At 70.4% G+C, this 19,144-nt stretch carries 19 protein-coding genes; 5 read left to right on the top strand and 14 right to left on the bottom strand.

Annotation, left to right across the window (positions count from 1 at the left end; translation table 11 throughout):
- Positions 1 to 44: 44 nt before the first annotated feature.
- Positions 45 to 986, bottom strand: a complete 942-nt coding sequence (locus ACFYTQ_RS36525; protein ID WP_387370811.1) for an SMP-30/gluconolactonase/LRE family protein — start codon at positions 984 to 986, stop codon at positions 45 to 47.
- Between the two features lie 608 nt (positions 987 to 1,594).
- On the opposite strand from ACFYTQ_RS36525, the gene ACFYTQ_RS36520 reads away from it, so the two are divergent.
- Positions 1,595 to 1,960, top strand: coding sequence for a hypothetical protein (locus tag ACFYTQ_RS36520; RefSeq protein WP_387370809.1), 366 nt, complete (start codon positions 1,595 to 1,597; stop codon positions 1,958 to 1,960).
- Between the two features lie 18 nt (positions 1,961 to 1,978).
- Here ACFYTQ_RS36520 and ACFYTQ_RS36515 read toward each other — a convergent pair whose 3' ends face one another.
- Positions 1,979 to 3,919 (bottom strand): protein kinase, encoded by a 1,941-nt coding sequence (locus ACFYTQ_RS36515; RefSeq protein ID WP_387370807.1) that lies wholly within the window; start codon positions 3,917 to 3,919, stop codon positions 1,979 to 1,981.
- 252 nt (positions 3,920 to 4,171) lie between these two features.
- On the opposite strand from ACFYTQ_RS36515, the gene ACFYTQ_RS36510 reads away from it, so the two are divergent.
- Entirely contained in the window at positions 4,172 to 4,396 is a 225-nt protein-coding gene (locus ACFYTQ_RS36510) for a hypothetical protein (RefSeq protein ID WP_387370805.1), read from the top strand.
- Between the two features lie 25 nt (positions 4,397 to 4,421).
- Positions 4,422 to 4,616, top strand: coding sequence for a hypothetical protein (locus tag ACFYTQ_RS36505; protein ID WP_387370803.1), 195 nt, complete (start codon positions 4,422 to 4,424; stop codon positions 4,614 to 4,616).
- Between the two features lie 6 nt (positions 4,617 to 4,622).
- Here the strand turns inward: ACFYTQ_RS36505 and ACFYTQ_RS36500 are convergent, their stop codons facing one another.
- The 7 genes from ACFYTQ_RS36500 to ACFYTQ_RS36470 form a co-directional block, all read right to left on the bottom strand.
- The gene (locus ACFYTQ_RS36500; protein WP_387370801.1) at positions 4,623 to 5,537 is read right to left on the bottom strand and encodes a TAXI family TRAP transporter solute-binding subunit; all 915 of its coding nucleotides are present in this window, start codon (positions 5,535 to 5,537) and stop codon (positions 4,623 to 4,625) included.
- Positions 5,534 to 6,937, bottom strand: coding sequence for a sensor histidine kinase (locus ACFYTQ_RS36495; RefSeq protein ID WP_387370799.1), 1,404 nt, complete (start codon positions 6,935 to 6,937; stop codon positions 5,534 to 5,536). Before ACFYTQ_RS36495 ends, ACFYTQ_RS36500 begins: the two co-directional genes overlap by 4 nt.
- Positions 6,934 to 7,593 (bottom strand): response regulator transcription factor, encoded by a 660-nt coding sequence (locus tag ACFYTQ_RS36490; RefSeq protein ID WP_387370797.1) that lies wholly within the window; start codon positions 7,591 to 7,593, stop codon positions 6,934 to 6,936. The genes ACFYTQ_RS36495 and ACFYTQ_RS36490 overlap by 4 nt, the downstream gene beginning before the upstream one ends.
- 86 nt (positions 7,594 to 7,679) lie before the next feature.
- Positions 7,680 to 9,026, bottom strand: coding sequence for an MFS transporter (locus ACFYTQ_RS36485; protein WP_387370795.1), 1,347 nt, complete (start codon positions 9,024 to 9,026; stop codon positions 7,680 to 7,682).
- A 105-nt stretch (positions 9,027 to 9,131) separates the two neighbouring features.
- Positions 9,132 to 10,397, bottom strand: coding sequence for an MFS transporter (locus ACFYTQ_RS36480; RefSeq protein WP_387370863.1), 1,266 nt, complete (start codon positions 10,395 to 10,397; stop codon positions 9,132 to 9,134).
- A 260-nt stretch (positions 10,398 to 10,657) separates the two neighbouring features.
- A complete protein-coding gene (locus ACFYTQ_RS36475; RefSeq protein ID WP_387370793.1) occupies positions 10,658 to 11,248 on the bottom strand; it encodes a Uma2 family endonuclease in 591 nt (196 codons plus the stop codon).
- Positions 11,249 to 11,325: 77 nt separating this feature from the next.
- Positions 11,326 to 12,435: a winged helix DNA-binding domain-containing protein gene (locus tag ACFYTQ_RS36470; RefSeq protein WP_387370791.1), complete on the bottom strand. Its 1,110-nt coding sequence runs from the start codon at positions 12,433 to 12,435 to the stop codon at positions 11,326 to 11,328.
- Positions 12,436 to 12,572: 137 nt separating this feature from the next.
- Here ACFYTQ_RS36470 and ACFYTQ_RS36465 point away from each other — a divergent pair, with 137 nt between their 5' ends.
- The gene (locus tag ACFYTQ_RS36465; RefSeq protein ID WP_387370789.1) at positions 12,573 to 13,274 is read left to right on the top strand and encodes a YoaK family protein; all 702 of its coding nucleotides are present in this window, start codon (positions 12,573 to 12,575) and stop codon (positions 13,272 to 13,274) included.
- Here the strand turns inward: ACFYTQ_RS36465 and ACFYTQ_RS36460 are convergent.
- From ACFYTQ_RS36460 to ACFYTQ_RS36440, 5 genes are read right to left on the bottom strand one after another with little or no spacing between them, the layout of a single operon-like run.
- Positions 13,266 to 14,144 carry a phosphoribulokinase gene (locus ACFYTQ_RS36460; RefSeq protein ID WP_387370787.1) on the bottom strand — a complete coding sequence of 293 codons (879 nt, stop codon included), beginning with the start codon at positions 14,142 to 14,144 and terminating at the stop codon, positions 13,266 to 13,268. The genes ACFYTQ_RS36465 and ACFYTQ_RS36460 overlap by 9 nt on opposite strands.
- A 25-nt stretch (positions 14,145 to 14,169) precedes the next feature.
- A complete protein-coding gene (locus ACFYTQ_RS36455; protein WP_387370785.1) occupies positions 14,170 to 15,234 on the bottom strand; it encodes a class 1 fructose-bisphosphatase in 1,065 nt (354 codons plus the stop codon).
- 17 nt (positions 15,235 to 15,251) lie between these two features.
- Entirely contained in the window at positions 15,252 to 16,220 is a 969-nt protein-coding gene (locus ACFYTQ_RS36450) for an AAA family ATPase (RefSeq protein WP_387370783.1), read from the bottom strand.
- Positions 16,217 to 16,648: a ribulose bisphosphate carboxylase small subunit gene (locus ACFYTQ_RS36445; RefSeq protein ID WP_387370781.1), complete on the bottom strand. Its 432-nt coding sequence runs from the start codon at positions 16,646 to 16,648 to the stop codon at positions 16,217 to 16,219. The genes ACFYTQ_RS36450 and ACFYTQ_RS36445 overlap by 4 nt, the downstream gene beginning before the upstream one ends.
- A gap of 26 nt (positions 16,649 to 16,674) precedes the next feature.
- The gene (locus ACFYTQ_RS36440; RefSeq protein WP_387370779.1) at positions 16,675 to 18,111 is read right to left on the bottom strand and encodes a form I ribulose bisphosphate carboxylase large subunit; all 1,437 of its coding nucleotides are present in this window, start codon (positions 18,109 to 18,111) and stop codon (positions 16,675 to 16,677) included.
- Positions 18,112 to 18,236: 125 nt separating this feature from the next.
- Between ACFYTQ_RS36440 and ACFYTQ_RS36435 the strand changes: the two genes are divergently transcribed.
- On the top strand, positions 18,237 to 19,124 hold the full coding sequence (locus ACFYTQ_RS36435; protein ID WP_387370777.1) for a LysR family transcriptional regulator: 888 nt from the start codon (positions 18,237 to 18,239) through the stop codon (positions 19,122 to 19,124).
- Positions 19,125 to 19,144: the final 20 nt, after the last annotated feature.

Raw genomic sequence — 19,144 nt, 5'->3', positions numbered from 1 at the left:
CGCGGGGCGTCGGCCCGTGGCCTCGAGTGCCGGAAGGCTCGGGGTCAGGGCGCGGCCGTGGTGGCGGCGGGGTCGAATCCGCCCGGCACCTCGTACACGACGCCGGTGAATGTGGCCGCGAACAGCCGCCCTGCCGAGAAGCCTTGGGCGCCACGGCCGTAACTCACCACGCTGGTGGTGCCGGGGCCGGAGCCGAGCACGCAGTACGAGCCGGGGGAGTCGACGCGCACCACGGTGCCCGACGGGTTGAACGGAACCACCGGCCGTTCCCGGGAGTCGAGGGTCAACCCGTCGGGCGCGTCACCGATGCCGAGATCCAGCAATGACTGCGGCGCACCGGGATCGCCGACCGGGATCCGGCTCACTCCCGGATTCACGAATGTCCGTGACACGTACAGGTATCCGTCGTCCCCGCCCAGCACGGCCCCGTTGGCGCTGGGGAACCGAGCCCAATCCGCCTGCGTCGCCCCGTTCGGCGTCACCCGCCCCACCAACGCCCCGAAATCATTGGTCGCGTACACGGTCCCGTCCCGAGCGACCGCCAACCCGTCCGCCGCACTCAACCCCGCCGCGAACGGCGTCACCGCCCCCGACCCCACATCCACCCGCACGATCCCCGCATGCCGCAACCCGTCCCCGACGATCACCCGCGGATCGGCCCCGTACCCCACCAAAAGCTGCCCATCGGGCGTCCACGCCAACGCCCCCGCCCCACCACTGGGCACACTGGCCACCACCACGGGCGCGGCCCCGGGGGAGTCGAACCGATACACCCGCCCCGTCACCAGATCCGTCGTATACGCCCGCCCTACCGTGTCCACGGTCAACCCCTCGAACGCGGCCCCCGGCATACTGGCCACCACCGCGGTGGGCTGTCCCGCCCCGGGACAGACGGCCGCCGCCTGAGCCGAGGGAGTACCGAACACCGTCAATCCGCCCACCGCCAGGGCCGTTATCGCGAGGGCCATCGTTCGTCTGCTGCTCATCGCATACCTTCCGGTCCGGGTTCGCTGTTGCTTGTACGACATACCCTGCGGGGAGGGTTCATTCTCGTGGATCACTCTGTGCTGCATTACTTGACATAGTGTTGATTATCGGCGTAACAACTACGGTTGTTGGTGATCTTGAAGATGGTGTTGCGCAACGGTTTTGGTTGGTGGGCACGGCCTTCCGGTCTGCCGTGGCCTCCGAGCGTGTCGGATGGCAGTCGGTTCGTCGGGTCGGCGGCGGCGTGGTTGGCCGAAGCCGCGATGTAGATATTTCTCCGTTTTCGCCCTTTCGCGGGAAATTGTCCACATACGCTCGGAGGGGTCGCTTCAGCCCCTCTTCCCCTCGATGGACACCACCCTTCTTTTCGTCACAGTGACGAAAAGAAGGGGGTTCTGTCCTGCCCAGCCCTCTGGACATACTCGTCATGATCATCGGGGTTCGGTGCCGGGATGGGAATCGGTGATCGGATTGTGTTCTCGGGCAGGCGTTCACGGACGTACTCTGATTCGCATGCTTCGTCGTCGGGTGGGCCGGTGCGCTGGTTCGGGTCGCGGTGGCGGGGAATAGTAAAGGTGGGCTCGAGTGAGCGTGAGGAGACCCGCTGATGAGCATGGAGATCATGCTGCTGCTGGTGTGCGTGGCGGCCACGTTTCTGTTGTGGTGGGCGATCGCGGCGTGTCTCGAGCGACGGGTGCGGCCCACGGCGTGGTGGCGGCGGAACAGGAAGGCCCGGAAGGCCCGGCCCCGGGTGGCGGCGCGGCCGGTGATCGATGACGGTCCCCCGGCGGTGCTCGATCACGATCTGACCGTGGAGTGGGCCGATCCGGCGCAGGTGTGGCCCGCCCTCAACGCGGAGAACGCGTTGCTGGCGGCGCGGATCTCGGGGCAGATCACGCCGATCGAGTATCGGGCGCGGGTGGCGGATCTGGCGCGACGGTGCGAACCGCATTCGGCCGCCGACAGCGAATGAGGCTGGGCGACAACGGGTTCAGTGGCGGTGCAGGGTGCCGTTGATGGCGCCGACTCCCCCGGCGGTCTCGTATTTCATGCTGCCGTCGCCGTTGAGCGTCAGGGTGGAGATCTCGCCGTCGTCGGTGCACGAGGCGCCCGGGGTCGTCAGCCGGGCCTGGAGCACGACCTGACCGCCCGAGGCGGACACGAGGGTTTCGGCGCGCTCACACGTCCCCTTGGAGACCTTCTCCGTGTTGCGTGAGGTGCCCACCTGTTCGCCGACGTTCCCGCCGTGCAAGGTGACCGTGATGTCGAAGCTCGCCAACATATCGCTCCCGGTTCCGGTCCAGGAGCCGACATAGCCCTCGGGCAGCGCCTGACCGCCCGATTCTCCGGCCGAACTCTCGGTCGCCGATTCCGTCTCCGAGGAGGCCGAGGAGGAGGTGCTCGCGGCGTCATCGCCCCCGCCGGTGAGGGAGTACGCGGCGTAGGCGCTGCCGCCCGCCACGGCCACGACGAGCACGACCGCCGCCGCCCACAGCCACGGTCTACGGGATCGCCGCCGCACCGGTTGCGGGGGCTGCGGTTCGCGCGCGTCGTGCGGGCCGGTGGTGTGCGGTCGCTGCGGCGAGTACCGATGCTCCCCCGAATCCCGGACGCCCCCAGCGATATTGGTGCGCGGTCCGGGTTGCTGCGAGGCGGCGAACGGGTGCCGCGGCCCCGAGGGCGGTGCCTGGATCGTCGGTTCGTCGCCGGGTTCCGCGAGAGGCCCAGACGGGCTGCGGAGGGGACGCGGTCCCGAGGGTGTGGGCACCGGTCGCGGCCCACTCCCCTGCTCCCCCGCCGGACTGCCCGTATCCGGTTGCGTGACAACGGTTTCCGACGGCCGATTCCACCAATCCGCCGACGCGTCCTGCGGCCGGACCACGGTCGGTGCGGGCTCCCCCGCCGCCCGCACCGTCGGCGCGGCCCGCCGATCCTGCCCGCCGCCCGTGTCGTCGTGAACGCCGGTCCCGCTCTCGACCGCGCCCGACTCCCCCACTGCGCCGCCCAATCCCTGGCCGCCCGTGTCGAATCCGGGCTCCGCCCCGCCGTCGAGATCCAGCAGTTCCACCGCCAGCCGCCCGATGTCCTCGGCGATCGCCCCGGGCAGCCACCCCCGCGCCGGAACCGGCCCCCACGCCAGCGCCCGCTCGAGCACCTGCTCGATGGTGGGCCGCTGCCCCGGCTCCTTGGCCAGGCACGCCTCGAGCAGCCCGCGCATCGTGTCGGGGGCTCCGTCGAGTTGCGCGGGTTGGGCGACCACCCGCCACAACAGGGCCACCGGGTCGCCGTCGCCGAACGGTCCGGTCCCGGTGGCCGCGAACGCGAGCACGGCCCCGAGCGCGAAGATGTCGGCGGCGGGGCCGACCGGGGCGGTGCCGGTGATGCGTTCGGGGCACAGGTAGCCCGGTGATCCGATGACCTGTCCGGTGGTGGTGAGGTTGACGTCGTCGGCGGCGCGCGCGATCCCGAAGTCGATGACGCGGGGCCCGTCCATGGTCAGCAGCACGTTCGATGGTTTGAGGTCGCGGTGGACGAGTCCGGCGGCGTGGATGTCGATCAAGGCGCGCGCCAGGCCCACGGTGAGCGCGCGCAGTGACGGTTCGGGCAGCGGCCCGTGGTTGGCGATGGCGGTGCCGAGGTCGGGTCCGGCGACGAATGCCGTTGCCAGCCAGGGGTGTTCGGCGTCGACGTCGGCGTCGAGGACGGGGACGGTGTAGCGGCCGCCGACGCGGCGGGCGGCGGCGACCTCGCGGCGGAACCGGATCCGGAATTCGCCGTCGTCGGCGAGGTCGGGGCGGACGACCTTGACCGCGACGGTGCGCCCGCCGCGGGTGCGGCCCAGATAGACCCGGCCCATGCCGCCCGCGCCGAGGATGCCCAGCAGCCGGTAGTCGCCGAGCGCCACCGGATCGTCGTTGCCCAACGGGCGCATGGTGTGTCCTTCCGCTACCGCGTTCCTGCCGATCCCACACGAGCGCCGGGACTTCGGCAACCCCGCGGGAGTTCAGTATGGCCGCGCGGCACGCTGCGCCTGCGGGTGTCGGCTTACCCGCGGTGGTCGGCTCCGGGCAGGATCGCCTGGGGCGCTCGGCCCTGATCGGAACCCGGTGGTGGGCATGGCCGTACAGGGTGTCCTCGGGCGAGCCCGATGCTCGGTTCTGGCGCTGAAGGTGGTTCGCCATTCGTGACCGGCGAGGATTCGGTCGATCGGGTCGAGCGGGTATGCCATCGGCGGGAAGTCGGCGCCGTCGTGATGGTCGAGCAGCGCCCGCACGTCGGGGTGCAGCGCGAAGCCCTGGACAGCTTCCGGATACGCGATCCGCTCGACGGTGGCGCCGGGTCGCAGGGTCACGGCGCTTTGGGGATCTCGCCCGTAACGTTCGCTGCCGCAAAGCGATTCGCGGGGTGAGGTCTTTCGGTGCGGAGGGGGCGCGATGGTGGTCGGTGGGGAAAGGCGCCGGGAGTGGGTGCGGTTGGTGGTGGGTGTTCTGGTCGCGGTGGGGTTGGTGGTGGCGGCGGTGATGTTGTTGAGCGGGCGGGGGACGCGGCCCGCCTACGATCCGGTGGTGCCGTTGCCTGTGGTGGTGTCGCCGTGGATGAGCGCGTCGTCGGGGCCGTCGCCGATGTGAGGGTGCTCAGCCGTGGTAGCGGCGGTAGACGCGGGCCGCGCCGGGGTGCAGGCCGATGCCGTCGGTGCCGATGAGGGAGCGGACGTCGAGGAATTGGGTGCCGGCGGCGACGGCGGGGACGAGGCGGTCGGCGTGGGTGATGAGCAGTTCGGTGAGGGCGTCGGCGGTGTCGTCGGGCAGGGCGGGGGTGGTGACGAGCAGGTTGGCGACGCCGATGGTTTGCACGGCGGGGGTGGCGGGGTAGGCGTCGGCGGGGATGATGACGCGGTCGTAGAGGTAGCCGAAGCGGTCGCGCATGGGTTGGGCGAGGGCGCCCATGTCGATCAGGCGCAGGGAGCGGGGCACGTCGAGCAGCGCGGTGGGTACTCCCCCGGCCCACAGCAGGGCGTCGGCGGTGCGGTCGGTGAGGGCGGTGACGGCGTCGCGCAGGGCGAGGTGGGTGACGGTGAGGTCGGTGTCGGGGTCGAGGTCGGCGGCGCGGAGCAGGCGTTCGCCGGTGAAGGTGGCGCCGGAGCCGGGTGCGCCGAGGCTCAGGCGCGCGCCGCGTAGTTGGCGGATGTCGGTGAGGGGTGCGTCGGCGCGGACGGCGAGTTGCAGGTAGTTCTCGTAGACGCGGCCGATGGCGGTGAGGTGGTCGGGGGTGTGTTGGGCGGCGTCGGCGAGGGTGAGGGCGGCGTCGGCGTCGCCGCGGGTGAGCAGGTCGAGGTTGGCCAGCGAGCCCATGGTGGTGACGGGGTGGATGCGGATGGTGGCGGTTTCGGCGGCGACGTCGGCGAGCATGGCGGTGAACGCGTGGTAGAAGCCGCCGACCTCGCCGGCGGCGACGCGGACGGTGGGTGGGGTGGCGGGTCCGCAGCCGGTGAGCAGGGCGGCGCCGAATCCGGTTGCGGCGGTGAGGAATCGGCGGCGGTTCGGGGTCATGCGGGGGCCTTGGGGAGTTCGACGACGACGGCGAGTCCGTGGGGGTGGACGGGTCGCACGGTGAGGTGGCCGTGGTGGGCGGTGGTGAGGGCGGCGGCGATGGGCAGGCCGAGTCCGGAGCCGCCGGCGGTGGCGGTGGAGCCGCGGAAGAAGCGGGTGGTGAGGTGGTCGAGTTCGTCGGCGGGGACGCCGGTGCCGTCGTCGCTGACGGTGAGGGTGACGGTGGTGTCGGCGGGGGTGAGGGTGAGGTGGGTGTGGGCGCCGGGTCCGGCGTAGCGGCAGGAGTTGGACAGGGCGACGTCGAGGATCTGGGCGAGGACGTCGGCGGGGACGGCGACGTCGATGCCGGTGGGGGTGGTGTCGGCGGTGAGGTGTTGTCCGGCGTGGTCGAAGGCGGTGTGCCAGGCGTCGAGGCGGTCGTCGATGACGCGGGCGGCGTCGCAGTGGTCGTCGGCGCCGGGGCGGTCGTGGTCGTGGCTGCCTTCGGCGACGGCGAGGTCGAGCAGGCCGTCGAGCAGGCCGGTGAGGCGTTCGGCTTCGGTGACGGCGCCGTGGAAGGTGGCGGCGGCGTGGGCGGGGATGGCGGGTTCGAGGGAGTCGAGTCGAATGGTCAACGCGGCGAGGGGGTTTCGCATGGCGTGGGCGGTGTCGGCGACGAGTTGGCGTTGGGCGCGTTGGGAGTCGAGGACCGCGGCGGCCATGGTGTCCACCGAGGCGGCGACGGCGAGGATCTCCGGGGGTCCGCTGTGGGGGTGGGTGGTGGGGGTCGCGGGGCCGGGGCGGGGGGTGGGCAGCGACGCGGTCAGGGCGGCGACGGCGGTGGACAGGTCCGCGAGGGGGCGCAGCACCCAGCGGGCGAGCAGGAGCGCGAGCGCGGTGAACAGGGTCATGGCGACGAGGGCGCCGCCGCCGACGATGCCCCAGGTGCGCAGGATGTCGGCGCGGGCGGGGGCGGTGGAGGCGGCGATGAGGACCGCGCCGTGGACCTGGACGCCGGTGCCGATGGGTCGGGCGATGAGCACGGTGGTGGGTGTCCACGGCAGCAGTTGCGCGATGGGTGCGGGGCGTTGGTTGCGGCGGGCGGCGGCGAGCGCGGCTTGGACGCCGGTGTCGGTGGGGTCGACGCCGGCGTTGACGAGGGGTTGGCCGCGGGCGTCGACGACGAGGACGGGTTCGCCGTAGAGCTGGTGGTAGCGGCCGACTTCCGCGGCGAGGGCGTGGGTGTCGCCGCTTTCGGCGGCGGTGTCGGCGAGGGTGGCGAAGCGGTCGGCGTCGCCGGTGCGGCCGGCGACGAGTTGCTGGGTGCGGCTGGTGGCGGCGATCGAGCACAGGGGTGCGGCGAAGGCGAGGACCGCGATGGTGGCGAACGCGGTCAACGCCACGAGCAGGCGTCGTCTCATTCGCCCCAGCGGTATCCGTAGCCGCGGATGGTGGTGATCAGGCCGGGGCGGTCGAGTTTCTGGCGCAGTCCGGCCATGTGCACGTCGAGGGAGCGGGAGACCGCGACGAACGCGTCGCCCCAGATGCGGTCCATGAGTTGTTGGCGGCTGACGGCGGCGCCGGGGCGTTCGACGAGGGCTTCGACGAGTTCGAATTCCTTGGCGGTCAACGCGATCGGTTGCCCGGCGACCTCGACGCGGCGGGCGGCGAGGTCGACGCGGACGTCGCCGGTGACGACGAGGCGGGGGGCGGGTTCGGTGGCGGCCTGGGCGCGGCGGGTGACGTTCTCGAGGCGGGCGAGGAGTTCGGCGATGCGGGGTGGTTTGATGACGTAGTCGTCGGCGCCGCCGCGCAGTCCGCGCACGATGGAGCGTTCGTCGCTGCGGGCGGTGAGGATGACCACCGGCACCGGGCTGACCTCGCGCAGTTGGCGCAGGACGTGCAGGCCGTCGCCGTCGGGCAGGCCGAGGTCGAGGATGACCGCGTCGTAGCCGCGGTGGGCGATGAGCAGGTCCTGGCCGCGGCGGAGGCGTTTGGCGTGGTGGCCGCGGACGGTCAGCGCCTCCACCAGTGCGTCGCCCACCCCGTCGTCGTCCTCCACCACTGCCAACCGCACCGCGCCAGGTCTCCACATCGTCGGCGAATCGTCCGAAGGGCGATGGTAGCGTCCCGGCGGGTTGGCCGAGCGGTAACCGGGTGGGTTCACGAGTGTGCTCGCGCGGGGTGGGTGGCGGGGTCGGTGTCGTCGAGGGGGGATCGGTGGGAGGTTTCGCGCATGAACCAGTAGGTGAGCAGGGAGATGGCGATGGCGGCGGAGACGTACCAGAAGAACCAGGATTCGTGGCCGATCTGTTTGAGGCGCAGCGCGAGGGTTTCGGCGGTGCCGCCGAAGAGGGCGGCGGTGAGCGCGTAGGGCAGGCCGACGCCGAGGGCGCGCACGCGGGTGGGGAACAGTTCGGCTTTGACGACGGCGTTGATGGAGGTGTAGCCGGTGATGACGATCAGGGCGAGCATCATCAGCGCGAACGCGGCGAGGGGGTTGCGGGTGTGGCCGAGGACGGTCATCAGCGGGACGGTGCCGAGGGTGCCGGCGATGCCGAAGAACAGCAGCAGCGCGCGGCGTCCGACGCGGTCGCTGAGCGCGCCGGCGAGGGGTTGCAGCACCACGAACACCAGTAGGGCGAGGAAGTTGATCCACGCGACGGTCGGTTTCGCGATGCCCGAGGTGTTGATCATGAATTTCTGCATGTAGGTGGTGTAGGTGTAGAAGGCGATGGTGCCGCCGAGGGTGAGGCCGACCACGAGCAGGCATTCGCGCGGGTAGCGCACCAGCACCCGCAGCGATCCGCGGGTTTCCGATGACGCTGTGCGCGAAGGGTTTTCGGGGACTGTTTGGGCCTCGAACGCCGCGGATTCGTCCATGCCGCGGCGCAGCAGCATGACGATGATCGCGCCCAGCGCGCCGACGGCGAACGGGACGCGCCATCCCCAGTCGGTCATCTGGGTGTCGGTGAGCAGCTGCTGCAACACGATCTGCACCGCGAGCGCGACCAGTTGCCCGCCGACGAGGGTCACGTACTGGAAGCTCGAGTAGTAGCCGCGGCGGCCCGGGGCGGCGACCTCCGACAGATATGTTGCGCTGGTGGCGTATTCGCCGCCGACGGACAGTCCTTGCAGCAGTCGCGCCGCCAGCAGCAGGGTCGGGGCGGCGACGCCGATGCGGTGGTGGCCGGGGGTGAGCGCGATGAGCAGCGAGCCCGCGGCCATCACCGTGACCGACAGGGTGAGTGCGGCGCGGCGGCCGAACCGGTCGGCGTAGCGGCCCAGCAGCCAGCCGCCGAGGGGCCGCATGAGGAATCCGACCGCGAACACCGCCGCGGTCGACAGCAGTTGCGCGGTCGAATCGCCTTGCGGGAAGAACGTTTTCGCGAAGTAGACGCTGAAGGCGGTGTAGACGTACCAGTCGTACCATTCGATGAGGTTGCCGAGGGATCCGCGCAGGACGTTGGCGACGACGCGGCGTTCGCTCACCGGCTGGCCCGAACTCACGTGACCTCCCTCGGATCGCGGCGCGCGGCTCGCGTCGCCGGTCCGATCACTGTGGCCGGGCCCGCCGCGGCGGCGACAGTCCCGTCGCGGATTCCTTACAGTCGCTTAGGACGCCGGGGACACCGCGGGGATCTCGCCGGTGCGCGGGACCGTGGTGCCGCGCAGCGACGCGCCGACGGTCTCGCGCAGGTACAGCCACGCCACGATCCCGACGACGCAGGCGCCGACGGTGTAGAAGGCGGGGAACAGCGTCCAGCCGGTGCGGTCGATGACGGCCTCGTTCACCAGGGGCGCGGTGCCGCCGAACGCGGCGGTGGACACGTTGTAGGCCAACGCCATTCCCGCGTACCGCACGTGGGTGGGGAAGATCGCGGGGAAGGTCGCCGAGATCGTCGACAGCTGCGGCACGTACAGCACGCCCAGCACCACGAATCCGAGGATCGCCCAGCCGGTGCCCTGCCCCATCAGCCAGTACATCGGCACCGCGAGCACCGCCAGCCCGATCAGCGACACCAGCCACATCGGGCGGCGTCCGATCCGGTCGGAGAGGCCGCCGCCGAGCGGCAGCAGCAGCATGATCACCAGCTGCCCGATCAGCATCATCGCGGTGGTGGTGGTGTCGGACAGGCCGATGGTCTTGTTGAGGTAGGTGGGCTGGTAGGCGAGCAGGGTGTAGTTGACGACGTTGAGCGCCACCACGAGTCCGCCGAGGGTGAGCAGTTCGCGGTGGTAGTCGCGGACGAGGGTGAGCAGGCTGCCGGTGGGCTGGTTGTCGTCCTGGGCGACCTCGGTGAAGATCGGGGATTCGCTCAACCGCACCCGCAGATACCAGCCGATCAGCCCCAACGGCACCGCCAGCAGGAACGGGATGCGCCACCCGTAGGTGTCCATCGCGTGATCGGACAGCAGCACCTGGCACAGCAGCACCACCGCCGACCCGCCGACGAATCCGGCGAGGGTGCCGAATTCGAGGAAGCTGCCGAAGAACCCGCGCCGCTCGCGTTGCGCGGATTCGGCGATATAGGTGGCGGCGCCGCCGTATTCGCCGCCGGTGGAGAACCCCTGCACGACCCGCAGCGTGATCAGCAGGATCGGCGCCCACACCCCCGCGCTCGCGTGGGTGGGCAGCACCCCGATCAACCCGGTCGCGGCGGCCATCAACAGAATCGTGGTGGCCAGCACCGCTTTCCGGCCCACCCGGTCCCCCAGCGGCCCCCACACCATCCCGCCCAGCGGGCGCAGCAGGAACGAGATCGCGAACCCGAGCAGCGTGCCCAGCGTCCCGAGATGCCCGGGGAAGAACGCGTCGGTCAGATATCCGGCCGTCGCCGCGTACACACCGTAGTCGTACCATTCGGTCGCGTTGCCCATCGCGGCCGCGGCCACCGACCGCCGCTGCGGCACGGGCTGTGGTTCGTGGTCCTCCACGGCTTACCCCTTCGATCCGGGCCGGTGCGATTCGTCCACACCGGCACGGAAAGGGCATGTACCCGGCCGCCGCACCGGGCAAACAAGGCGTGAACCCCCGCGACCGCCCCCGCAACCCCGCCCAACTGCGACAACACCCGCCATTGTGACGGTCGTCACAGTAGCGGGAATCGGGGTGATCGTGTACAAGGACGGCCGGGCCGCTACCCGTCCAGCTCGGCGAAATCGACCACGGCCGGGAACGGACTCTCCAGCAACAACGTCGCCTCGTGCGCCTCGGCCAACCGGTACACCCGGCTCGCCCAATCCAGCCGGTACTCCTGGATCATCTTCACGTACAGTTCGCTGTCCAGGTGCACGATCAGGTAGACCGCGATGCCCTCGTAGGCGTACTCGGCGAGCTTGTCGACGGTATCGGTGTAGCCCGACCCCGGGGAGACGACCTCAACGACCAGCAGCGCCTCGGCCGTGGTCAGTTTCGTGCCGCGCTCGACGCACCGGTACACGGTCACATCCGGGCGACGGAACGACAGCGGCCGGTCTCGACGCCGCGTGAAACGCACATCCACATCCGTGGACACCCGGGTGCACGGCTCGTCGGGCGCGGCGGCCTCCAGGCGGGTGGCCAGCCTGCGGGCGATGTCGCTGTGTTCGGCCGAACCAGGTTGGCGCAGAACGACTTTCCCGTCGATGACCTCGATCGGCTTGCGCGCGTGCGAGGGCAGCGCGTCGTACTGATCCTCGGTGATCGCCAGCACCTGCGGATCATTCGCCCACACCGGCACAACGGTCATCGGCCCTCGCTCCGCGCAGAACTCACCGGTCCCGAACATCCTACGGCGACAACCTGATCGGCTCCGCCACCGGCGAGTCAGGCGATCTTCACCGTCAGCGACGGCACCCCCAGCGCCCGCGCCACATGCGTGGCTTCCTCGCGCAGCGCGTCCTGGTCCGGGCGTGCGCCGTCGAACAGCGTGGCCGTGAGGGTCGTGTCGGTGACCTCCCAGGTGCCCGCGATGCGGCCGCGGACGAGGACGAGGGGGGAGATCCAGCCCGCGGTGCGGCTGATCGCGGGGCGGTGGGCGGCGGGGAGGAGGGCGGTGTCGGCGGTGCCGGGGGCGAGGAGGTATTGGTCGAAGGGGCCGAGCAGGTGCACCGAGTCGGTGGGGGTGGTGGTGGCGAGGGTGTCGGCGTCGGCGGTGTGGCACCAGGCGCGGCGGCCCTCGACGTCGACCTCGGTGAGGTCGGGGCCGAGGGCCGAGAACCATTGGCGGACGGTCTTTTTCGGGTGGGCGCCGCGGGCGAGCCAGGCGGTGAAGGCGTCCTCGGTGGCGGGGCCGTGGGCGCGCAGGTACGCGGCGAGCACGCGCGGGCCCGCGTCGGCGGGATCGGGCAGGCCGGGCCAGTCGGGCAGTAGGTCGGCGGGGCGGGCGAAGGTGACGGTGGTGCCGCGCAGCGGGCCGTGGCACAGCACGCCCTGCCAGGCCAGGGGTTTGAGCAGCGCGCCCCAGCCCGACCCGAGCTCGGCGCCCAGACGATGCCACCGCGGGTCCGCCAGCAGCTCGGCCACCAGCTCCGCGCGGGACAATGCCCGGCCGTCGAGGACCGCGCCGACCGCGTCGGCCAGCGCCGCCACCTCCGCGGGGCTCGCTCCGAAGTTCTTCTGCCACGACGGCTTCTCCCAGGTGCGTGCCGAGGCCAGCAGCGACAGCGCCGCCGCCGCGAAGGGGGGTGTCATCGCGTGCAGGGTGCCGCGCATCGCCCACGTCTTCACCAGACGCCCGGCTCCTAACGCGGCCGCCACCCCGCCCGGCGCGGCGCTCGAATGCCGCAGCGCCACAGCCGTTTCCGCGGCCGAGGCCACCTGGGCCTGCACCCCGCACAACCGGTCGGCCACCGCCACCGCGTCCGCGTCGCCGCGCAGGGCCACGAACTGCCGCCGCAACCGCCACGCGAACACCTGATCCCAACTCACCCGCACCCGGCCACTGTAGAACCCGGCACCGACACCACGACCGGAGCAATCGGCCAGCAGCCGAGACCCGGCTTCGCCGCAACCCACCGAACAGCCCGGTCACCCACCCTGCGCCCCGACTCAGGCGTTGCTAGCCTGTCGCTGTGACTCCGCAACCCACCGACTCCCCCGAGCCGTTCTGGAATCTGGAGACCCGGCTCGCGTCCGCCCTGCTGATCCTGGCCGGATTCATCGGCGCCGCCGCCTACACCCACTCCGCGGGCTACTTCGTCACCTTCATGACCGGCAACTCCGAACGCGCCGTGCTCGGCGGCTTCCTCGGCGACGCGGCCCTGGCCATCGGCGCGGCCGGGCTCATCGCGTGCTTCCTCGGCGGGGTCGTGGTCGCCTCGCTGTGCCGCCGCCACTGGTGGCGCAACCACCCGCACGGCGCGACCGTGCTCACCACCGCCGCGCTGATCGCCGCCGCCCTGGTCGACTCGGTGCTGTACTGGAACGACAACGACCTCGGCCTGACCCCGATCCTGTTCGTCGCGTTCGGGATGGGCGCGCTCAACACCTCCTTCGTCCGCGGCGGCGAGGTATCGATACCGGTCACCTACGTCACCGGAACCCTGGTGAAGATGGCCCAGGGCATCGAACGCCACCTCGCGGGCGGCACCCACCGCGACTGGCTCGGCTACGCCGTGCAATGGGGGTCGTTCATGCTCGGCGGCCTCGTCGGTGTCGTCGTCGCCGGCCGCGACATGCTCTTCGCCGCCGTCGTCGGCTCCCTCATCGTCGCCGTCTACACCTGGCTGGCCGACCTGCGCTGGTCGCGGCGCGCCAACGCGCGGCTACCGTAACCGCTTGGGCCGCTTGTCCATCAGCCGCAGGATCAACGGCGTGAAGATCAACTGCATCGCCAGATCCATCTTCCCGCCCGGCACCACGATCGAATTCGGCCGCGACATGAACGAATCGTGCAGCATCGACAACAGATACGGGAAGTCGATCACCTTCGGATCGGCGAACCGGATCACCACGAACGACTCGTCCGCCGTCGGAATCGACCGCGCGATGAACGGATTGGACGTGTCCACCGTCGGCACCCGCTGGAAGTTCACATACGTGCGGGAGAACTGCGGGCAGATGTAGTTCACGTAATCGGGCATCCGCCGCAGGATCGTATCGATCACCGCCTCCGAGGAGTAGCCGCGTTCGGTCTTGTCGCGGATCACCTTCTGAATCCACTCCAGATTGATGATCGGCACCACCCCCACCAGCAGATCGGTGTAGCGGGCCACATCCACCTCCCCGCACACCGCCGCCCCGTGCAACCCCTCGTAGAACAGCAGATCGCTGCCCGGCGCGAGCTCCTCCCACGGGGTGAACGTCCCCGGTTGCTGCCCATAGGGTTTCGCCTCGGCCTCGTCGTGCAGATAGCGGCGCACCATCCCCACCCCGGACTGGCCGTAGTCGCGGAACAACGTCTCCAACTCCGTCAGCAGATTCGCCTCCGGCCCGAAATGGGAGAAATGCAGATCCCGGTTCTGCTCGGCCGCCAGCATCGCCGCCTTCATCTCGCCGCGGTCGTAGCGGTGGAACGCGTCCCCCTCCACGATCGCCGCGGTGAGCCCCTCCCGGCGGAAGATCTCACAGAACGTGCGGGTGACACTGGTCGTGCCCGCCCCCGAGGATCCGGTGATGGCGACGACGGGATGCTTGAACGACATCGAACCTCCACTGCGGCAACACGATTCAGTGACGGGCGGGCCGGAACAACGACCGCGTCCCGAACAGCGACGCGTCGAAACTCGGCCCCTCCTCCGGTTCGCGGTGATAGCGCTCGATGCGCTCGACCTCGTGACGCGACCCCACGATCAACGGCACCCGCTGATGCAACCCGGTCGGGGTCACCTCCAGCACCCGCTCGTGCCCGGTGCTGGCCGCCCCACCGGCCTGCTCCACCACCAGCGCGATCGGATTCGCCCCGTACAGCAACGACACCCGCCCCGGAGCGCGGGTGTCGTACGGGTACAGATACACCCCGCCGCGGGTCAGGATGTGGAACACGTCGGCCACCAGCGACGCCACCCACCGCATGTTGAAATCACGCCCCCGCGGCCCCTCGGCGCCCTCCAGGCATTCGCCCACATACCGGCGCACCGGCCGCTCCCAGAACCGTTCGTTGGCGGCGTTGATCGCGAACCCCGAGGTGTCGGGCGGGATGCGCATGCGTGGATGGGTGAGCACGAACGCCCCCACCTCCCGATCCAGGGTGAACCCGTCCACCCCGCTGCCGGTGGTCAACACCAGCATCGTCGCCGGGCCGTAGAGGGTGAACCCCGCGCACACCTGCGCCGCCCCCGGTTGCAGGAAGTCCGTCGCGCGCACCTCCCGCCCCTCCGGGGCCCGCAACACACTGAAGATCGTGCCCACCGGCAGATTCACGTCGATGTTCGACGACCCGTCCAGCGGATCGAACACCAGCAGGTACTTCCCGCGCCGGAATTCGGCGGGCACCGGATGAAACCCGTCCATCTGCTCGGACAACAACCCCGCCAACGGCCCGGTCCACTGCGATTCGGCGATGATGATGTCGTTGGCGATCGCGTCCAACCGCCGCCGCCCCGGCGCGGACGCAGCCTCGTCGTCGCGTTCGCCGAAGGACCCGGCGATGCGCCCGCGCGTCACCCGATTGGCGACGATCTTGGTGGCGGTGGCGACCACGTTGATCAACGCCGAGAACTCCCCGGACGATCCGGGATGGCGATGCTCCTGATCGATGGTGTAGCGGGTCAACGTCACCAGGCCCTCGGGCATGACGTGTGCCTTTCTGCTCAGCCCGACGCGGCGAACACGCTCGAACCGTGCACATCCGCCGCGGTCAGGGTCATCAGGTCCGCGCGGCGCAACGGCCGCCCCAACTCGATCAGCCGTTTGGCCTGCCGCAACCGGCACCGGTCCAGCGCGTTGCGGACACTGCGCGCGTTGGCGAAGCGCGGGCGCGCCATCCGCAACCGCAGATACTGCGCGAACGCCGCGTTCGCGTCGGCGTCGAACCGGAAATTCTGTTGCGCCACCATCAGTTCCGCGATCGCCAGCAACTCCTCGGGGCTGTAGTCGGGGAACTCGATGTGATGGGCCACCCGCGAGGACAGGCCCGGATTGGCGGAGAAGAAGGTCTCCATCCGATCCGGATACCCCGCGAAGATCACCACCAGGCTGGTGCGTTCGGTCTCCATCTCCTGCAACAGGATCTCGATCACCTCCTGCCCGTAGTCGCGTTCGTTCTCCGGCCGGAACAGGTAGTACGCCTCGTCGACGAACAACACCCCGCCCGCGGCCTTGGCCAGGGCCTCCTTCGTCTTCGGGGCGGTGTGCCCGATGAACTGCCCCACCAGATCGTCGCGGGTCACCGTGTGCACCTTGGGTTTTCGCAGATAGCCCAGCGCGTGCAGCATCTCCGCCATCCGCAACGCCACCGTCGTCTTGCCCGTGCCCGGGCCGCCGGTGAAACTCATGTGCATCGTCGGGCGCGTCGACGACAGCCCGAAGCGGGCGCGGGCCCGATCGATCAGCAGCAGCGCCGCGATCTCACGCACCCGCCGCTTCACATTCGCCAACCCCACCAGCTCCGCGTCCAACCGCGCCAGGGTCGCCTCCACATGCGTGGCGGCGTCGTCGGCGGCCAGGTCCAGCTCCGCGTCCTCACCCAGCGGCGGCGGCGTCTCCACCTCCGCCGCGGCCGGTGCGGTGCCCGGCCGGTGCAGGCGAAACCCGGTGTCGGACATGGCGTTCCCGCTCACAGCGGATCCTGCCCGTAGCGGGCGCCCGCGGGGGCGTCGGTGGCGTAGGCGTGCAGCTGATAACGCTGGCGGCGGTCGTCGCCGTCGGTGCGCGTGAGCCGGAACCCCGGCTCGGTCGGCGGGCGCGCCACCAGGAAACTCAACGCCGTGGTCTGGCGCCCGTAGCGGGCGTCGTAGGCGGTGAGGCGAATGTAGTGGCGCGGGAACGTGGCCCGGCAGGCCGCGATCTCCGCCAGCACCCCGTCGGGTTCGTCCAGATCGAACAACGGCAGCCCCCACATCTCCCAGTACACGTTGCGCGGATGCGGATCGTCGGTGTACTCGATCGACACCGGCCAGTTGTTCAGCAACGCGTAGCGCACCTGCGCGGCGATCTCGTCGTCGGTGAACGCGGGCAGATGCGAGAACGTGCCCTGACGCAGAAACATTGCGACTCCTCGGGTTTCGGCGGATCTCAGCGGCTCGCCGTGGGCACGGCGTCCGGGGCGTCGGTGGAGGTGTAGTCGAAGGTCACATCCCCCCACGTCGCGAGCGCGACGTCCAGCGGCCGCGACGCCGCCGCGGCGCGGCGCAGCACCTCCGGCCCCTCCGCGAGCAGATCCCGGCCCTCGTTGCGGGCCTTGACCACCGCCTCGAGCGCGACCCGGTTGGCCTCGGCGCCCGCCGCGATGCCCAGCGGATGCCCGATCGTGCCGCCCCCGAACTGCAGGATCACATCGTCGCCGAACAGATCCAGCAACTGATGCATCTGCCCGGCGTGGATGCCGCCCGAGGCCACCGGCATCACCCCCGGCAGGCTCGCCCACTGCTGATCGAAGAAGATCCCGTTCACCGGGTTGGCGGGAATGTGGTTGTCGCGCAACGTGTCGTAGAACCCGCGCACCGTGTGCGGGTCGCCCTCGAGTTTCCCGATCACCGTGCCCGCGTGCAGATGATCCACCCCGATCAACCGGCACCACTTGGCCAGCACCCGGAAACTCACCCCGTGGGTCTTCTGCCGCGTATAGGTGCTGTGCCCGGCCCGATGCAGATGCAGCAGCATCCCGTTGCGGCGCGCCCAGTGCGACATCGACTGCATCGCGGTGTAGCCGACGGTCAGATCCATCATGATGATCACGCTGCCCAGCGATTTCGCGAACTCGGCGCGCTCGTACATGTCCTCCATCGACGCCGCGGTGACATTGAGGTAATGGCCCTTCAATTCCCCGGTTTCGGCGGCGGCGCGGTTCACGCCCTCCATGGCGAACAGGTAGCGATCACGCCAGCGCATGAACGGCTGGGAGTTGATGTTCTCGTCGTCCTTGGTGAAATCCAGCCCACCCTTGCACGCCTCGTACACCACCCGCCCGTAGTTGCGTGCCGACAGACCGAGTTTCGGTTTCACCGTCGCCCCCAGCAACGGCCGCCCGTACTTGTTGAGATACTCCCGTTCCATCACGATCCCGTGCGGGGGACCGGGGAAGGTCTTCACATACGCGATCGGGATCCGCATGTCCTCGAGCCGCAACGCCGCCAGGGGTTTGAACCCGAACACGTTCCCGATCACCGACGAGGTGAGGTTCGTGATCGACCCCTCCTCGAACAGATCGAGATCGTAGGCCACATAGGCGAAGTACTCACCCGCGCGGCCGGGCACCTCCTCCACCCGATAGCATTTGCCGCGATACCGGTCGTGCGCGGTCAACCGGTCGGTCCACACCACAGTCCATGTGGCCGTGGACGATTCGCCCGCCACCGCCGCCGCGGCCTCCACCGGATCCACCCCCGCCTGCGGGGTCACCCGGAACACCGCCAGCACATCGGTGTCCGACGGCTGATAGTCCGGATCGTAATATCCCATCGACGCATAGGATTGAACGCCGGGATCCCACCGGTCTTTTCCCTCGGCCATCGTTCCTCCCGGAGCTGGGGTCGCCTCACCGTGCCGATTCAGCATGCGGGCGCACCGGTCGGAGGGACAATCCGATTGTTCCTCGTCTCGCTCAACCGAATCGTTGAGTTTGCTACCGTCTGTGGATGGGAACCGTGAGCGCGGTCCGCATGCAGACCTTCCTCGCCGTGGCCCGCCACGCCTCCATCCGCCGCGCCGCCGCCCAACTGCACATCACCGAGGCCGCCGCCTCCGCCGCGGTCGCCCACATCGAAAAACAGTTGGGCGCCAAGCTGATCGCCAAATCCGGGCGCGGCATCACCCTCACCGAAGCCGGCCGCGTCTACGCCGAATACTGCCGCAGCATCCTCGGTTTGATGAACGAGGCCCACGCCGCGGTGCGCCGCGCCGAAACCGGGCGGCTGCGCATCGGCGTCGTCGCCACCGCCGGGGAATACGTGCTGCTGCGGCTGCTGGCGTCGTTTCGCGACCGCTACCCCGACATCGAGGTCGGGCTGTCCATCCACCCCCGCGACCTGCTGTTCATCGAATTACAGCACCACGAAACCGATCTCGTCATCGCCGGGCGCCCGCCGCGCGACACCGGGCTGATCGTGCGCGCGCGCCGCCCCAGCCGCCTCGTCGTCGTCGGCGCCCCGCACCGCTGCCCCGACCCGCGCACCGCCACCTGGCTGCTGCGCGGGCAGGGCTCGGGCACCCTGGAAACCACCCTCGCCCTGCTCGACCGTCTCCAGATCCGCCCACCCGCCCTCACCCTCGGCACCCACGGCGCGGTGCTCGCCGCCGCGCGAGAAGGGTTGGGCGTCACCCTCATCCACAGCGACGCCGTCGAAACCGACCTCGCCGAGGGCACCCTCGTCGCCCGCCCCGTCGACGGCACCCCCCTCGACCGCCCCTGGCACGCCGTCACCACCCGCACCCCCACCCCCGCCGCGCGACTGTTCATCGCCCACATCATCGACCCCGACCAGGTCGGCGCCCACGCCTTCCACCCCTGCGGGCCCCGCACCTGACCCGTCGAAAACCGTTGCCG

The organism is Nocardia sp. NPDC004068, assembly GCF_042874315.1.
Lineage (GTDB): Bacteria > Actinomycetota > Actinomycetes > Mycobacteriales > Mycobacteriaceae > Nocardia.
This window is presented reverse-complemented; position numbering and strand designations above follow the sequence as displayed.

Bases quoted from the DNA above. Each gene is read 5' to 3' on its own strand.
- ACFYTQ_RS36475 (WP_387370793.1), bottom strand. From the start codon at position 11,248: ATGACCGTTGTGCCGGTGTGGGCGAATGATCCGCAGGTGCTGGCGATC.
- ACFYTQ_RS36520 (WP_387370809.1), top strand. From the start codon at position 1,595: ATGAGCATGGAGATCATGCTGCTGCTGGTGTGCGTGGCGGCCACGTTT.
- ACFYTQ_RS36505 (WP_387370803.1), top strand. From the start codon at position 4,422: ATGGTGGTCGGTGGGGAAAGGCGCCGGGAGTGGGTGCGGTTGGTGGTG.
- ACFYTQ_RS36455 (WP_387370785.1), bottom strand. From the start codon at position 15,234: ATGCCCGAGGGCCTGGTGACGTTGACCCGCTACACCATCGATCAGGAG.
- ACFYTQ_RS36435 (WP_387370777.1), top strand. From the start codon at position 18,237: ATGGGAACCGTGAGCGCGGTCCGCATGCAGACCTTCCTCGCCGTGGCC.
- ACFYTQ_RS36525 (WP_387370811.1), bottom strand. From the start codon at position 986: ATGAGCAGCAGACGAACGATGGCCCTCGCGATAACGGCCCTGGCGGTG.
- ACFYTQ_RS36440 (WP_387370779.1), bottom strand. From the start codon at position 18,111: ATGGCCGAGGGAAAAGACCGGTGGGATCCCGGCGTTCAATCCTATGCG.
- ACFYTQ_RS36445 (WP_387370781.1), bottom strand. From the start codon at position 16,648: ATGTTTCTGCGTCAGGGCACGTTCTCGCATCTGCCCGCGTTCACCGAC.
- ACFYTQ_RS36515 (WP_387370807.1), bottom strand. From the start codon at position 3,919: ATGCGCCCGTTGGGCAACGACGATCCGGTGGCGCTCGGCGACTACCGG.
- ACFYTQ_RS36500 (WP_387370801.1), bottom strand. From the start codon at position 5,537: ATGACCCCGAACCGCCGCCGATTCCTCACCGCCGCAACCGGATTCGGC.
- ACFYTQ_RS36480 (WP_387370863.1), bottom strand. From the start codon at position 10,397: ATGGGCAACGCGACCGAATGGTACGACTACGGTGTGTACGCGGCGACG.
- ACFYTQ_RS36460 (WP_387370787.1), bottom strand. From the start codon at position 14,144: ATGTCGTTCAAGCATCCCGTCGTCGCCATCACCGGATCCTCGGGGGCG.
- ACFYTQ_RS36495 (WP_387370799.1), bottom strand. From the start codon at position 6,937: ATGAGACGACGCCTGCTCGTGGCGTTGACCGCGTTCGCCACCATCGCG.